The following is a 14,147-nucleotide window of genomic DNA, read 5'->3' on the forward strand; positions in this document are numbered from 1 at the left end:
GATTGTTTGTTATTTACAACAGGACAGTTGTCTCGACCAACAAACTCATGTGTGTATAATCGTTACACTAGTTACAAGAGGTGACAGCTTTATGCACAGCATTATGATCATTTGCCCAGACAACTCACCACTCAAAGAGTCAGAAAAGTGGTTGTCTCGATATGGTTTTCAGGTCAACACCAGCAGCACATTAGAGCAAGCAACACGCTACTATGAGCTAGCCGAATTCCACTTACTGCTTATCGATCAAGAGAGCATTGATAACACCGGCATTGCCATGCCTGAGACACCTCCTCGTATTGTTTTGGATACCAAGCCTAGTCTCAGCACGGGTGTCAGCAGCATGTCCAAAGGCGCGCTTTATTACCTGCCTCTGCCAACCGACTCCGAAACCCTGCTAAACAATGTGGTCAACGCACTAGAACAACACAATCACACTCCTTCCCATGAAGAAGTACCGACATCCAATTCAACCGACAGCCCGATAGAAGAAACTCTCACACTTGGGACTGCTGGCAGCGGCATAATTGGCCAATGCCAACCCATGCAAGATTTGTTTAGCGATATGAGAAAAATTGCAGGAACCGATGTCACCGTGCTGATAAGAGGTGAATCTGGTACAGGTAAAGAACTGGTCGCAAAAGCCTTGCACAACTTAAGTTTGCGCAGCAAGAATCCCATCATCAGCGTCAACTGTGCCGCTATCCCCGAAAACCTAATAGAATCAGAGCTATTTGGGCATGAAAAAGGCGCTTTTACTGGCGCCAGTGCTGCACATGACGGCCTAATATTCGCAGCCGATAAAGGCACCTTGTTCCTAGATGAAATAGGCGAGCTCCCCTTAGAAGCTCAAGCTAGGCTATTGCGCGTATTACAAGAAGGCGAAATCCGCAGGGTCGGCGCAACACAATCCACTAAAGTAAACATTAGGCTCATCACAGCCACTCACAGAGACTTGATGGCGATGGTCAAGCAAGGGCAATTTCGGGAGGATTTATATTATCGTCTCTACGTTATGGAGCTGCTACTGCCGCCATTGAGAGAAAGAGGAGAGGACATTTCGATCCTTGCAAAAAGTTTACTGGAAAAAATTTGTCAAAAACACAACAAACCCGTCTACAGCTACAGCCGAACGTTTGACAAAGCCATCCGCGCGCACAACTGGCCCGGCAATGTACGAGAACTAGAAAACGCCATAGAAAGAGCGGTAATACTTAGCCCCAAAGGAAAGATTGACGCCAGTAACCTGAAGCTTGCCACTCAGCAAAACTCAGCATCAACAACCAACAGCGACGCTGCAAGTAGCACCGAGGCACTCACTGGAACAACACTGGATGATTACTTCAAGCACTTCGTACTAACGCACCAACACAAGATGACCGAAACACAACTTGCACACTCTTTGGGCATATCAAGAAAAAGCTTGTGGGAAAGACGACAAAAACTTTTCATACCCAAAAAAGTAACAAACTAAAAGTAACACCTGATACCAAAATACCCAAAAAATACGCAAGACTTTGTAAAGAAAATGAACAGAAAGACACTAAAACGCAGCAAAATCAGCACTTTATGATTTTTGGCACAACTAATGCCTTATATATGACACAACGATAATAAGATTGACCAAGAATAAAAATAAGTTAATCGTCGTATGTAGGTTCTTAAAAATAAAAATAAAAGCTAAGAACACCGTGACCTCTTCAAATAAAAATAAAAATTTGAGGTCATGGATGGAAAATCGCTTTGGATAATTGATTTTTTTAGATATATAAGCCTTCGGGCAATGAAAACAATGCAAAAATAAAAATAAAACCTGAGTAGAACTGCAGAAGCAGCACCCACTTTGTTTTCGGAACTAGTATCTTCATGTATCCAAAGCGATTATTTTATTTACTCCTTGTAAATTCTAATCGCTTCACAAACTCCCCCCTGAATTACGACACACTGAAATCATCTAAACATAACCATTATTCGTGTAATTTTACAACTTTCACGTGTAGAATGCCCTTTTCGTTAACTTTAAAATTTGTTGTCTAATGCTCACAGGATTAAAATCTCTGGTACGTAAAGCTACCTCTCTGTTTGCCTCACCACAGGCGCAGACTTACCCTATTATCATTCCTCGCAGCGAGCACAGCTTATCTCGACAAGATTTAAGCCCAAATGCTGTCAAAGTATTGTATCGCCTAAATAAAGCGGGCTTTGACGCATACCTTGTTGGCGGCTGCATCCGAGACCATTTGATTGGCATTGAACCCAAAGATTTTGATGTTGTAACCAACGCAACGCCTGAAGAAGTTCACAGCACCTTCTCGAATTCGAGACTGATTGGTCGTCGTTTCAAACTGGTTCACGTGACATTCGGACGCGAGATCATTGAGGTATCAACATTCAGAGCCAACACAGCTCAAGATGACAATGACGCCGCAACAAGCACAACGCAAAAATCCCTGAAAGGTAAAGACTCCGCACGCTCTGCTCACGGCATAGTGTTACGCGATAATGTCTACGGCAGCATAGAAGAAGACGCCGAGCGCCGAGACTTCACTTTCAATGCCTTGTATTACAATGTCCAGGATTTCAGTATCCACGATTACTGTGGAGGCCTAAAAGACATAGAGAACAAACAAATTCGTATCATTGGTGACGCAAGACAACGCTACCAAGAAGACCCTGTTCGCATGCTAAGAGCCATTCGCTTTGCGGGCAAACTGGGTTTTGAGCTAGAAGCAGAAACCGCCGCGCCGATCAAAGAAATGGCCCATCTGCTCGACCACATCCCGCCTGCTCGCTTATTTGAAGAAGTACTCAAATTACTTGGCAGCGGTAACGGCATAGAAACCTTCGCCCTATTACGTCAATATGGTCTATTCCGCTATTTATTCCCAGACACAGAAGCATTACTGCAAAGTGGCTGGAAACGTAACGACATCGACCCAGAAGCGTTCATTCTGCAAGGCCTAAAAAATACTGACGATCGTATCCAAAGTGGCAAAACCACTGCGCCGTATTTTTTATATGCCGTATTACTTTGGCCAAGCGTAGCGCTACGTCATGAAGAATTCCAAGCGCAAGGCATGCCTGCAACACCGGCGCTGCACCAAGCCGCTAACATGGTCTTAGACAATCAGGTCGCGTCTACAGCTATTCCTCGCCGCTTCTCAACGCCAATGCGTGAAATCTGGGATATGCAATATCGACTACCAAAACGCTACGGTAAACGAGCGTTTTTATTGCTAGAGCACCCTCGTTTCCGTGCTGCATTCGACTTTCTACTTATTCGTGAGTTAAGTGGAACTGAATTAGACGGCCTAGGCGATTGGTGGGAGAAATTCCAGCATGGCACAGAAAGCCAACAGAGAGATCTTATTAAAAGCATTGACTCATTTAGCAAAGACAAAGAAGGTCCGAAAAAGCGCCGTCCACGTCGTCGTAGAAAGAGTAATAGCAACACATCCGAAACAGCAAAATCACAAAGCGACACTTTTGACGAGTAAGAGGATACGCCTTGATACACGCTTATATTGGCCTTGGCAGTAATCTGGAAAACCCAATAGCGCAGATAGATTGCGCTATTGATACATTAAAGAAACACGACGATTTAAAAAATTTTCGTGTTTCTTCTATTTATGGCAGCAAACCTGTTGGCCCACAAGACCAGCCAGACTACATCAACGCTGTCGCCTCATTCGACACCGATCTATCCCCTATCGCCCTACTTGACCTATTACAAAGCATTGAACAAGCACAACGTCGAGTCAGAGAACGTCATTGGGGACCGCGCACCCTAGATCTAGATCTGCTATTGTACGGACAAGAAAAAATACAATTACCAAGACTAAACGTGCCACACCCCTTTATGCTAGAACGAGGGTTTGTGATAAAGCCGCTTAGCGACCTAGCGCCCGATATGCTCTTAGAAAATGGCAAAACCGTTACAGAGCAGCTACACCAACTTGATACCAGCGATTTGGTTTTTATCAAAGAAGAATAAACTATGTATTCAGATAACTCACAAAGAAAACTCACCAAACCGGTTACTTTATCCACGCTCAGAAAAATGAAAGCGGAAAAAGAAAAAATCACCTGCTTAACAAGCTACGATGCTTCTTTCACCAATGTCATGAACGTCGCAGGTGTTGAAACGATTTTGGTCGGCGATTCTTTGGGAATGGTCGTACAAGGCCAAGACAGCACGCTACCTGTCACCATCGAAGACATGTGTTATCACACCGCAGCGGTAAAGCGAGGCAACACCAACGCCTTTATCCTTTCTGATATGTCTTTCATGAGTTACAGCAAGCCAGAACAAGCGCTCGATAACGCAGCAAAGCTAATGCAAGCCGGCGCCAACATGGTCAAACTAGAAGGCGGAAGCTGGCTCGCAGACACAGTAAAACTATTGAGCCAACGCGGTATTCCTGTTTGTGCGCATCTAGGTCTCACACCACAATCCGTTCATAAATTTGGTGGCTATAAAGTACAAGGCAAAAGCCAAGACGCGGCCGACTTATTACTGCAAGAATCTCTAGATCTTGTTGCTGCTGGAGCCGATATCCTTCTGTACGAATGCATCCCAACAGGACTAGGCAAAACACTAACAGAAGCCGTTCCAGTGCCAACTATTGGTATTGGTGCTGGTCACCACACGGATGGCCAAGTATTGGTTATGCACGACATGCTGGGCATCAACCTAGGCCACACACCAAAATTTGTGAAAAACTTTTTAATCGACGGGCGCAATGTGACGCAAGCCTTTGAAGCCTACGTTAAAGAAGTAAAAGACATGACATTTCCAGGACCAGAGCACGGATTCAAATAATGAAAACATTCCATACTATTGCCGAACTTCGTGCTGCGCTAAAAGTTGAGCGCCTACAAGACAAGAGCATTATTTTTGTACCAACGATGGGCAATCTACACGACGGCCATATGTCCTTAATTCGTCGCGCAGCAGAAGAAGGCGACGTTGTTGTGTCGTCGATCTTTGTTAACCCAATGCAATTCTCTGCCAACGAAGATTTAGAGCGCTACCCAAAAACACTAGAAGAAGACAAGAAAGTCCTTGAAGCAAACGGTTGTCACTACCTGTTTGCGCCTGACGCTTTGGAAATGTACCCAGACGGCAAGCGCAGCCAAACACAAATTGAAGTCATGGGTCTATCTGACATCCTTTGCGGCGCATCACGCCCAGGGCATTTTGTTGGCGTTTCTACCGTAGTCACAAAATTGTTTAATATTGTTCAGCCAGACTGCGCCATATTCGGCAACAAAGATTTTCAACAATTGAAAGTCATTGAAGACATGGTGCGCGACCTAAGTTCAAACGTTCGTATTATCGGCGTTGATACCGCGCGTAACGCTGATGGTCTTGCCATGAGTTCACGCAATGGCTACCTAACAGAAGAAGAAAGACGCATTGCTCCGGCAATGTATCAAACCCTGCTATGGGCGAAAGAGGCGCTCCTAGCAAACAGTGCGAGTCACGAGGACATTCGCGAACAAGCTCAACAGAAGCTTGAAGCGGCTGGTTTCCGTCGTGATTATTTCGAGATCCGCGCACAAGATAATTTGCAAACACCGTCAGAAGAAGAGAAACGCCTAGTCATTTTGGCTGCGGCACATTTAGGCAGTGCACGTCTGATCGATAACTTACGTGTAGAACTCGCTTAATTCACTTTGATATCTAGGGAGATTGTAATGGGCTCACCCACAGAATTGACCACTTGGCAAAAACTAACAGAGCATAAACAAGAAATGGCGTCTGTTAGTATGAAGTCTTTGTTTGAATCGGACCCAAGCCGCGCAGAAAAGTACACCGCTCAAGCGGCTGGTTGGACTTTAGATTACGCAAAAAACCGTGCCAATGAAAAAACCCTTTCGCTACTGACAGATTTAGCAAAAGAAGCGGGCTTAGAAAACGCCATCAACGGCATGTTCAGTGGCGCACACATCAATAACACCGAAGATCGCTCTGTATTGCACATCGCCCTGCGTGCTAGCCAAGCACAAGAATCACTCATGGTCGATGGCGTTAACGTACTCGCTGAAGTTCGTGCGACGCTAAAGCAAATGGAAGCCTTTGTTACGCAACTACACAGCGGTGAATGGAAAGGCTACACAGGCAAACGCATCACCGACGTCATCTCTATTGGCATAGGCGGTTCTTACCTTGGTCCAAAAGTGGTTGCTGAAGCCTTAACACCGTATAAAAAAGACGACATCAAGGTGCACTTTGTGGCCAACATTGATGGCTCAGATATCACAGGCAAACTACAACAAGTTAACCCAGAGACCACCGTCTTTGTTATCTCGTCCAAAACCTTCGGTACGCTAGAAACCCTATCTAACGCTAACGCTGCGCGAGACTGGTTTTTAAGCAATGGCGGCTCACAGAATGACGTCAGCAAGCACTTTGCGGCAGTGAGCTCCAACGTGAAAAAGGCCGTCGACTTCGGTATGGCAGAAGAAAACATCTTCCCTATGTGGGATTGGGTTGGCGGACGTTATTCTCTTTGGTCGGCAATTGGCTTGCCAGTCGCCATTGCCGTAGGCATGGATAACTTCTACGCATTGCTAGATGGCGCTCACCAAATGGACGAGCATTTCCGCACAGCACCGTTTGAAGAAAACCTGCCAGTAATCATGGGCGCTCTTGGCGTGTGGTACATCAATTTCCACAACGCACAAACTCACGCCTTGATTCCTTACGACCATTATTTACGTGCCATGCCTGCTCATATTCAGCAGCTCGACATGGAAAGTAACGGTAAAGCCAACCTATTGAATGGTGATGGTGTAGAGACTGACACAGGCCCAATCATCTGGGGCGGCGCTGGCACTAACGGCCAACACGCTTACCATCAGTTATTGCATCAGGGTACCCGCCTTGTGCCAGTGGACTTCATTGCACCACTGACCAGCCACAATCCAATTGGTGAACATCACGTTCATTTAATTGCTAACTGCCTAAGCCAATCGCAAGCCTTAATGGTCGGCAAAACCTTAGAGCAAGCCAAGCAAGAATTGCGTGATGCAGGTGCCAGCGAAGATCAAGTGGATGCGGTTGCGCCACACAAAGTAATTCAAGGCAACCGCCCTAGTAACACTCTGTTTACGGATAAAATGACACCAGCAACCGTTGGTGCCTTGATCGCCCTATACGAGCACCGTACTTTTGTACAAGGCACGATTTGGGGAATTAACTCATTCGACCAATGGGGTGTAGAACTGGGTAAAGTGTTGGGCACAGACATCTATAACCGCTTAGTCAGCGACAGCGACAACAGCGCACTGGATGCTTCTACCCAAGCCTTGATCAACGCGTTCAAGAAAGCTCAGGCTTAACTAAAAAAGAGCAGCTTAGACTTTCTATCATTGCATTAAAAACACCAGCCTCGGCTGGTGTTTTTGTTTTTATTCCCTCCCCTTCTCTTTAAGGGGAGGGTTAGGGAGGGGTCATTGAAAGCGAAGCTTTCATGTAAGTCACGGCTTCAGCTCGAAAACCACATGACAGCTCAACACTAACTTTTGTACATGACACCAAGCCAAGCGGCGTTTCTCTCTCGAAACTATCGCCTACCTCATCGAAACGCCGCTTGGCTTTCTTATGCCTCCAACTCATCGATAGAATCAAGCAGTGCTTTAGCATTAGCTCGTGAACTCAGCAAATAGGCAGTTTCTTGCATAGACTGATAATCCGCTAACGACATCATCACAACTGGGCTTTCGCTTTTCCGCGTAATAATCACTGGAGAATGATCATCGCAGACCTTAGCCATTGTCTTAGCAAGATTAGCCCGAGCTGCTGTATAACTAATAGCATCCATCATTTATTTCCTGTACTTAATTCTGTACCACTGAATATAAAGTAAACACCCAAAGCAAATCAACAGCTAACCCACAAGCTGCGATCAGTGGAACCATCCTAATCAGGTATCATTCCTGCCACCGCCTTCCAAGCGGAACAAACAGCTACTTTTCAACCAAGTTGTAACAGTGGCTTAGTAGCTTTGGTAACTGTTTATTACTTCCCCTATTCAGCTCAAACAATGAATCAATCGTTATTGAACTGAATATATTGCCCCGGTGTTACCCCCATTACACGACAAAACATGGCAATAAAGGCGCTGACATTTTCATAGCCCAAGGTGAACGCAATATTGGTTACGGGTACGTTGTCGGCCAACATTTCGATAGCGCTCAACACCCTCGCTCGTTGCCGCCATTCAGAAAAACCTAACCCTGTTTGCTCGTTAAAGCGTCGCGCTAGGGTTCTCGAAGACAGGCCAATGGATCTAGCCCATTCCTCTAAACTTCGATTATCAGCAAGGTTAGATAGTAGCCCATCTGTCATCTTTTTCAGGGATGGTAATCCAGGTTGTAACAAACCAAACAAAGTTTCTGGCAAGTTCACGATTTCATCAAACAACACTTCGGATAAGCGATTTTTTACAGCTTGAGACGTATCGTCAGACCAGCTGGCTGCTCGATGCACTAGCTCTTTTAGTAATGGTGTTGTTTGAAAGGTTTTTGGTGAGCTATCAAGTAATTGGCTTCTTTTTGAGTCAAGGTAAACACTGCAACCTCTAAAAGGGCCATGGGATTTCGCGCCATGCAATGTATTTGGTGGAATCCATACGGTATGGGTTGCAGGAACGACCCACCAACCGGATTCTGTTTGCACCGACAAAAGCCCTTCCAAGCTACCAACCAACTGACCAAATGCATGTCGATGCAGTTCTGTTTCTCTTATTTGATTTTCGATTAACTCTACTGACAAGATTAAGTCAGCATCAGATTGGTGAATAATATCCGCAAACGACAGGGAGCTTTTCATTTTGGCGATTTCTCAGTATTGGTTGTCTTAATTAATGGAGTATAGCCAAAATTCCAGCACTATACTGAGCCCTCATTCATCAATATAAGAGGCTTCATCATGACACCCATTATCAAACCAGAAGACATTTTGCCCGAAGATGTTAACCAAGCTAATCTTGAAGGCATTCAAATTCGCAAAGGGACAGTAGCCGCATTTTTGCAAAATGCTAAACTCTGGCAAGACCCAACCACCACCGAGGAAGAAAAAGCGAAACTCTTCGAGGCCATTAAAGAGACGCTTCCCTATCTGCGAGTATTAGGCATGTTTGAGGTGTTCCAGTTTCAAGATAAGACGCTTCAAACTTTAAGTGAAGAATTATAGTTTATCGATTTAGCTTAATTATCAAATTAGAGGCGACTTGTTACTAGTCGTTGCTATCGCCTCTAGCCATCAAAGACCTAACTACTGGGCCAATCGAACAATTAGCTAAGAAACCGCCTTAACCAACCACTCTTTCATCTCTTCTAAATCCGCCTTATGGTCTAGATAGTTTTCAATAACCGAGTCGACACAAGCTGCGATAGCGTCTGGTCGGTAGGTCACGCCTATAAGTTTTTCTGCAAGTTGCTCTATTGGATCCGGGAACAAGCTGTCGGTGAAGGTCTGCGCGGCGGTGATTTTCGCGTTGCTCAGATCGAGGTGAATTTCTACGCCACCCCATTTGAAGCGTTCGTCTAGTGTGTGGGTAAATTGTGGCGATTTACCAAAGTTCCAATCCCAGCTTTGTTGTTGTTCGAATTTCTCTAGGAAGCCTGGCAGATCTGGCAAGGCTTCAGGGGAAATTTCTTCTATGGTTGGCGTTTCATCAAAGTATTCACAAAACGCTTCGACAATAGCGTCACACACCAGTTGATGGTTAATCTGTGGATAAAGCGAATCAAGGTTGGTTACACGAGATCGTACTGAGGTGATGCCTTTCGACTGGAGCTTTTTGACATCAGGGTTTAGGTAATTCGCTAGACGACTCAAGTCAGCGTGCAACAATAAAGTACCATGGTGAAAACCACGATCTTTGGTTTCTTTATAGGCAGAGCCAGAGAACTTACGCATTTCCTCACCTTCGCCTACTACTAAGTCATTTCGACCATTGGCGTAGCCTTCAATGCCAAGCTTCTTCAAGCCTTGCAGAACGATCTCAGTCGACACTTCTTTGTTGTATTCAGGTTTACCCGCCATGAAGGTGAAGTTGGTATTACCCAAATCATGGAAGACAGCACCACCGCCACTCTGGCGGCGAGCAAGGTGAATTTCATCTTGCTCCATCTTACCTATGTTGCACTCTTTCCAAGGGTTCTGAGAGCGACCAATCACCACGGTTTCAGCGTTTCGCCATAAAAACAACACTCGCTGATCTGCTGGCATGGAACGGAAAATACAGTCTTCAACAGCCAAGTTAAAATGAGGATTATTAGAGTGGGAAAGTAGAATTCGGCTAGCCATGGAGTTTTCTCTTGTCGCAAAAGGAATAAGCTTAAAAATCAGCTCTCTTTATAACTTTTTTACAGACATAAAAAAACCACGGTGCTTTTCGCATCGTGGTTTTTAGAAGCTCGCTTTACATTAAATGTATTCGACGCTTTCGATTTCGTATGTCGCTTCACCGCTTGGGATTTTCACAATGACTTCGTCACCTTCTTCTTTCCCAATGATAGCTTTGGCGATTGGAGAGGCGTAAGAGATTTTCTTCTCTTTTACATCTGCTTCGTCGTCGCCGACTATGCGATACGTTACCGTTGCCTCAGTATCCACGTTAAACAAGGTTACCGTGGTACCAAACACCACTTTACCGGTGGCAGGCATAGTTTTCACATCAATCACTTGTGAATCAGCAAGTTTACCTTCGATCTCTTTAATACGACCTTCAGTAAACCCTTGCTCTTCGCGAGCTGCATGATATTCAGCGTTTTCTTTTAAGTCGCCATGCTCACGCGCGGTTGCGATATCCGCAATCACGCGAGGACGGACGACAGTTTTCAAGTGATTTAGCTCTTCTCTTAGACGAGCCTCACCTTCTACTGTCATTGGTACTTTATTCATTATTTCCCCAAGTGCAAATCTTGCAGTCTTCTAACTTTCGTTTCACCTGTTAGGCTAATCGCCATACTCGTAGCTTCAGCACCAGCCAATGTTGTAGTGTAACAAACCTTACGCTGTAATGCTGTACGACGAATAACAGAAGAGTCTGCAATCGCTTGTGTACCGGATGTAGTGTTAATGATGTAATCAATCTCGCCATTTTTCATCATATCAACGATATGTGGACGACCTTCATTCACCTTATTCACTTTGCTAACGTTAACACCGCGCTCTGTTAAGTACTTCGCTGTACCTTCAGTACCTACAAGGTCAAAACCAAGTTCTGCCAAGCGACGAGCAACGTCTACCGCACCTTCTTTATCCATATCACGAACACTAATGAAAGCACGACCCGATGTTGGCAATTCAGTACCACCACCAAGAACAGCTTTACCAAAAGCTTCCGCGAACGTGTCACCTACACCCATTACTTCGCCCGTAGACTTCATTTCAGGCCCAAGAATCGGATCGACACCTTGGAACTTGTTGAATGGGAAAACGGCTTCTTTCACGCTGTAGTAAGTAGGGATAATTTCTTCAGTGAAACCAAGTTCTTCTAGCGTTTTACCCGCCATTACCAAGGCAGCTACTTGCGCCAAAGAACGACCGATACACTTAGAAACAAACGGCACAGTACGAGATGCACGAGGGTTAACCTCGATCACATAAATTTCGCCATCTTGAATAGCAAGCTGAGTGTTCATCAAGCCAATAACGCCAAGCTCTAGCGCCATATTCTTGATCATCTCGCGAATATTATCCTGCACTTCTTTCGACAAAGAATAAGGAGGCAAAGAACACGCAGAGTCACCAGAGTGAACGCCCGCTTGTTCGATATGCTGCATGATGCCGCCGATAACGACTTGCTTACCATCACTAATACAGTCGATATCCACTTCAATCGCTGCATTCAAGAAATGGTCTAGCAATACAGGGCTGTCGTTAGACACCTTCACTGCGCTGGTCATGTAACGCATCAACTCTTTTTCGTTGTACACGATTTCCATCGCGCGGCCGCCCAATACATAAGAAGGACGAACCACTAGCGGGTAACCGATAACAGCGGCTTTCGCTGCGGCTTGCTCAATACTACGTACTGTTGCGTTATGAGGCTGTTTGTAGCCTAAACGCTGGATCATGCTTTGGAAACGCTCACGATCTTCCGCACGGTCAATAGACTCTGGCGTTGTACCAATGATTGGCACACCTTCGTTTTGCAAGGCACGAGCAATTTTCAGTGGTGTTTGACCACCAAACTGAACAATAACGCCTTTTGGTTTTTCTTTACGTACGATTTCCAACACATCTTCAAGCGTTACTGGCTCGAAGTACAAACGGTCAGATGTATCGTAATCAGTGGATACTGTTTCAGGGTTACAGTTCACCATAATGGTTTCGTAACCGTCTTCACGTAGACCAAGTGCTGCGTGTACACAGCAGTAGTCAAACTCAATACCTTGACCGATACGGTTTGGACCACCACCAAGGATGATAACCTTATCGCGGTCTGTTGGCGCAGCTTCACACTCGTCTTCGTACGTTGAGTACATATACGCTGTGTCTGTCGCAAATTCAGCGGAACAAGTATCTACACGCTTGTAAACAGGATGAACGTTCATCAAGTAACGACGCTCACGCATAGACTTCTCAGTCACGCTCATCAAAGACGCAAGACGTGCATCAGAGAAACCTTTGCGCTTAAGACGACGAAGTACATCGTACGTCATGTCGATCAGACCTTTGTCTGCCAAGGCAACTTCTTCTTTGATCAAGTCTTCGATTTGTACCAAGAACCAGTGATCAACACCTGTGGCAGCGTATACTTCATCAACTGTCATACCAGAGCGGAAGGCATCACCAATGTACCAAATACGTTCAGAACCAGGAGATTGAAGCTCGTAAGCAAGTTTTTCTTTGCTGTTTTCTTCAGAGAAATCTAGCTGAGGATTAAAGCCATCAGAACCGACTTCCAAACCACGCAAGGCTTTTTGCAAAGACTCTTGGAAAGTACGACCAATCGCCATCACTTCACCAACCGATTTCATTTGCGTTGTAAGACGATCATTGGCAGTTGGGAATTTCTCGAAAGTGAAACGAGGAATCTTAGTGACAACGTAGTCGATTGCTGGCTCGAAGCTCGCTGGCGTTTGCCCCCCAGTGATGTCGTTTTGCAACTCATCAAGGGTGTAACCGATCGCCAATTTCGCAGCAATTTTCGCAATTGGGAAACCCGTTGCTTTCGATGCCAAAGCCGATGAACGAGATACACGAGGGTTCATCTCGATAACCACAAGACGACCTGTTTTTGGGTCCATGCCGAACTGTACGTTAGAACCACCGGTTTCTACACCGATCTCACGCAATACCGCCAAAGAAGCGTTACGCATGATTTGATATTCTTTATCTGTCAGAGTTTGTGCTGGCGCAACGGTAATAGAGTCACCTGTGTGAACACCCATTGCGTCGAAGTTTTCAATCGCACAAACAATGATGCAGTTGTCTTTTTTGTCGCGGACAACTTCCATCTCGTATTCTTTCCAACCGATCAAAGATTCATCGATTAGCAATTCGTTGGTTGGCGACAGATCCAAACCGCGAGTACAAATCTCTTCGAACTCTTCCATGTTGTAGGCGATACCGCCGCCCGTTCCGCCCATTGTGAAAGAAGGACGGATGATACAAGGAAAGCCGACTTCATTTTGTACTTTAAGCGCTTCTTCCATGTTGTGGGCGATGCCCGCACGAGGACACTCAAGACCGATGGCTTTCATTGCTTCGTCGAAACGATGACGATCTTCCGCTTTATCGATCGCGTCCGCTGTCGCACCAATCATTTCAACATTGTATTTTTCCAGAACACCGTGGCGCTCAAGATCCAATGCACAGTTCAATGCAGTTTGACCACCCATAGTAGGTAGAACAGCATCTGGGCGTTCTTTCTCGATGATTTTCTCAACGGTTTTCCATTCGATTGGCTCAATGTAAGTCGCATCCGCCATCACTGGGTCAGTCATGATCGTCGCTGGGTTTGAGTTCACCAGAATAACGCGAAAACCTTCTTCACGAAGTGCTTTACACGCTTGTGCACCAGAATAGTCAAACTCACAAGCCTGACCGATAACAATAGGGCCTGCACCTAAAATTAAGACGCTTTTTATGTCAGTACGTTTTGGCATAATATTTCGCTCCG

The 14,147-nt window shown here is 45.4% G+C and carries 12 protein-coding genes; 7 read left to right on the forward strand and 5 right to left on the reverse strand.

What is annotated here, in order from left to right:
- Positions 1–91: 91 nt before the first annotated feature.
- The 6 genes from C1X04_RS16490 to pgi all read left to right on the forward strand — a co-directional run bounded on the left by C1X04_RS16490 (position 92) and on the right by pgi (position 7,347).
- The gene (locus tag C1X04_RS16490; RefSeq protein WP_137170520.1) at positions 92–1,474 is read left to right on the forward strand and encodes a sigma-54 dependent transcriptional regulator; all 1,383 of its coding nucleotides are present in this window, start codon (positions 92–94) and stop codon (positions 1,472–1,474) included.
- Positions 1,475–2,036: 562 nt separating this feature from the next.
- The gene (gene pcnB / locus C1X04_RS16495; RefSeq protein ID WP_137170521.1) at positions 2,037–3,497 is read left to right on the forward strand and encodes a polynucleotide adenylyltransferase PcnB; all 1,461 of its coding nucleotides are present in this window, start codon (positions 2,037–2,039) and stop codon (positions 3,495–3,497) included.
- A 14-nt stretch (positions 3,498–3,511) separates the two neighbouring features.
- Positions 3,512–3,994 carry a 2-amino-4-hydroxy-6-hydroxymethyldihydropteridine diphosphokinase gene (gene folK, locus C1X04_RS16500; RefSeq protein WP_217495032.1) on the forward strand — a complete coding sequence of 161 codons (483 nt, stop codon included), beginning with the start codon at positions 3,512–3,514 and terminating at the stop codon, positions 3,992–3,994.
- Between the two features lie 3 nt (positions 3,995–3,997).
- The gene (gene panB / locus C1X04_RS16505) at positions 3,998–4,822 is read left to right on the forward strand and encodes a 3-methyl-2-oxobutanoate hydroxymethyltransferase (protein WP_110576763.1); all 825 of its coding nucleotides are present in this window, start codon (positions 3,998–4,000) and stop codon (positions 4,820–4,822) included.
- On the forward strand, positions 4,822–5,673 hold the full coding sequence (gene panC / locus C1X04_RS16510; protein WP_110576764.1) for a pantoate--beta-alanine ligase: 852 nt from the start codon (positions 4,822–4,824) through the stop codon (positions 5,671–5,673). The genes panB and panC overlap by 1 nt, the downstream gene beginning before the upstream one ends.
- A gap of 27 nt (positions 5,674–5,700) precedes the next feature.
- On the forward strand, positions 5,701–7,347 hold the full coding sequence (pgi, locus tag C1X04_RS16515) for a glucose-6-phosphate isomerase (RefSeq protein ID WP_110576765.1): 1,647 nt from the start codon (positions 5,701–5,703) through the stop codon (positions 7,345–7,347).
- 260 nt (positions 7,348–7,607) lie between these two features.
- On the opposite strand, the gene C1X04_RS16520 is transcribed toward pgi, so the two are convergent.
- Positions 7,608–7,829 carry a type II toxin-antitoxin system Phd/YefM family antitoxin gene (locus tag C1X04_RS16520; protein WP_110576766.1) on the reverse strand — a complete coding sequence of 74 codons (222 nt, stop codon included), beginning with the start codon at positions 7,827–7,829 and terminating at the stop codon, positions 7,608–7,610.
- Positions 7,830–8,056: 227 nt separating this feature from the next.
- Positions 8,057–8,839, reverse strand: a complete 783-nt coding sequence (locus C1X04_RS16525) for a helix-turn-helix domain-containing protein (protein ID WP_254682287.1) — start codon at positions 8,837–8,839, stop codon at positions 8,057–8,059.
- A gap of 99 nt (positions 8,840–8,938) precedes the next feature.
- Between C1X04_RS16525 and C1X04_RS16530 the strand changes: the two genes are divergently transcribed.
- A complete protein-coding gene (locus C1X04_RS16530; protein ID WP_254682288.1) occupies positions 8,939–9,202 on the forward strand; it encodes a hypothetical protein in 264 nt (87 codons plus the stop codon).
- A gap of 105 nt (positions 9,203–9,307) precedes the next feature.
- On the opposite strand, the gene C1X04_RS16535 is transcribed toward C1X04_RS16530, so the two are convergent.
- From C1X04_RS16535 to carB, 3 genes are all read right to left on the reverse strand, one after another.
- Positions 9,308–10,321 carry a lipoate--protein ligase gene (locus C1X04_RS16535; protein WP_110576767.1) on the reverse strand — a complete coding sequence of 338 codons (1,014 nt, stop codon included), beginning with the start codon at positions 10,319–10,321 and terminating at the stop codon, positions 9,308–9,310.
- A 120-nt stretch (positions 10,322–10,441) separates the two neighbouring features.
- Entirely contained in the window at positions 10,442–10,918 is a 477-nt protein-coding gene (gene greA / locus C1X04_RS16540; protein WP_110576768.1) for a transcription elongation factor GreA, read from the reverse strand.
- On the reverse strand, positions 10,918–14,133 hold the full coding sequence (carB, locus tag C1X04_RS16545; protein ID WP_137170523.1) for a carbamoyl-phosphate synthase large subunit: 3,216 nt from the start codon (positions 14,131–14,133) through the stop codon (positions 10,918–10,920). The genes greA and carB overlap by 1 nt, the downstream gene beginning before the upstream one ends.
- Positions 14,134–14,147: the final 14 nt, after the last annotated feature.

Source organism: Marinomonas sp. FW-1, assembly GCF_005222245.1.
Lineage (GTDB): Bacteria > Pseudomonadota > Gammaproteobacteria > Pseudomonadales > Marinomonadaceae > Marinomonas > Marinomonas alcarazii.

Bases quoted from the DNA above. Each gene is read 5' to 3' on its own strand.
- C1X04_RS16490 (WP_137170520.1), top strand. From the start codon at position 92: ATGCACAGCATTATGATCATTTGCCCAGACAACTCACCACTCAAAGAG.
- pcnB (WP_137170521.1), top strand. From the start codon at position 2,037: ATGCTCACAGGATTAAAATCTCTGGTACGTAAAGCTACCTCTCTGTTT.
- panB (WP_110576763.1), top strand. From the start codon at position 3,998: ATGTATTCAGATAACTCACAAAGAAAACTCACCAAACCGGTTACTTTA.
- panC (WP_110576764.1), top strand. From the start codon at position 4,822: ATGAAAACATTCCATACTATTGCCGAACTTCGTGCTGCGCTAAAAGTT.
- pgi (WP_110576765.1), top strand. From the start codon at position 5,701: ATGGGCTCACCCACAGAATTGACCACTTGGCAAAAACTAACAGAGCAT.
- C1X04_RS16520 (WP_110576766.1), bottom strand. From the start codon at position 7,829: ATGGATGCTATTAGTTATACAGCAGCTCGGGCTAATCTTGCTAAGACA.
- C1X04_RS16525 (WP_254682287.1), bottom strand. From the start codon at position 8,839: ATGAAAAGCTCCCTGTCGTTTGCGGATATTATTCACCAATCTGATGCT.
- C1X04_RS16530 (WP_254682288.1), top strand. From the start codon at position 8,939: ATGACACCCATTATCAAACCAGAAGACATTTTGCCCGAAGATGTTAAC.
- C1X04_RS16535 (WP_110576767.1), bottom strand. From the start codon at position 10,321: ATGGCTAGCCGAATTCTACTTTCCCACTCTAATAATCCTCATTTTAAC.
- greA (WP_110576768.1), bottom strand. From the start codon at position 10,918: ATGAATAAAGTACCAATGACAGTAGAAGGTGAGGCTCGTCTAAGAGAA.
- carB (WP_137170523.1), bottom strand. From the start codon at position 14,133: ATGCCAAAACGTACTGACATAAAAAGCGTCTTAATTTTAGGTGCAGGC.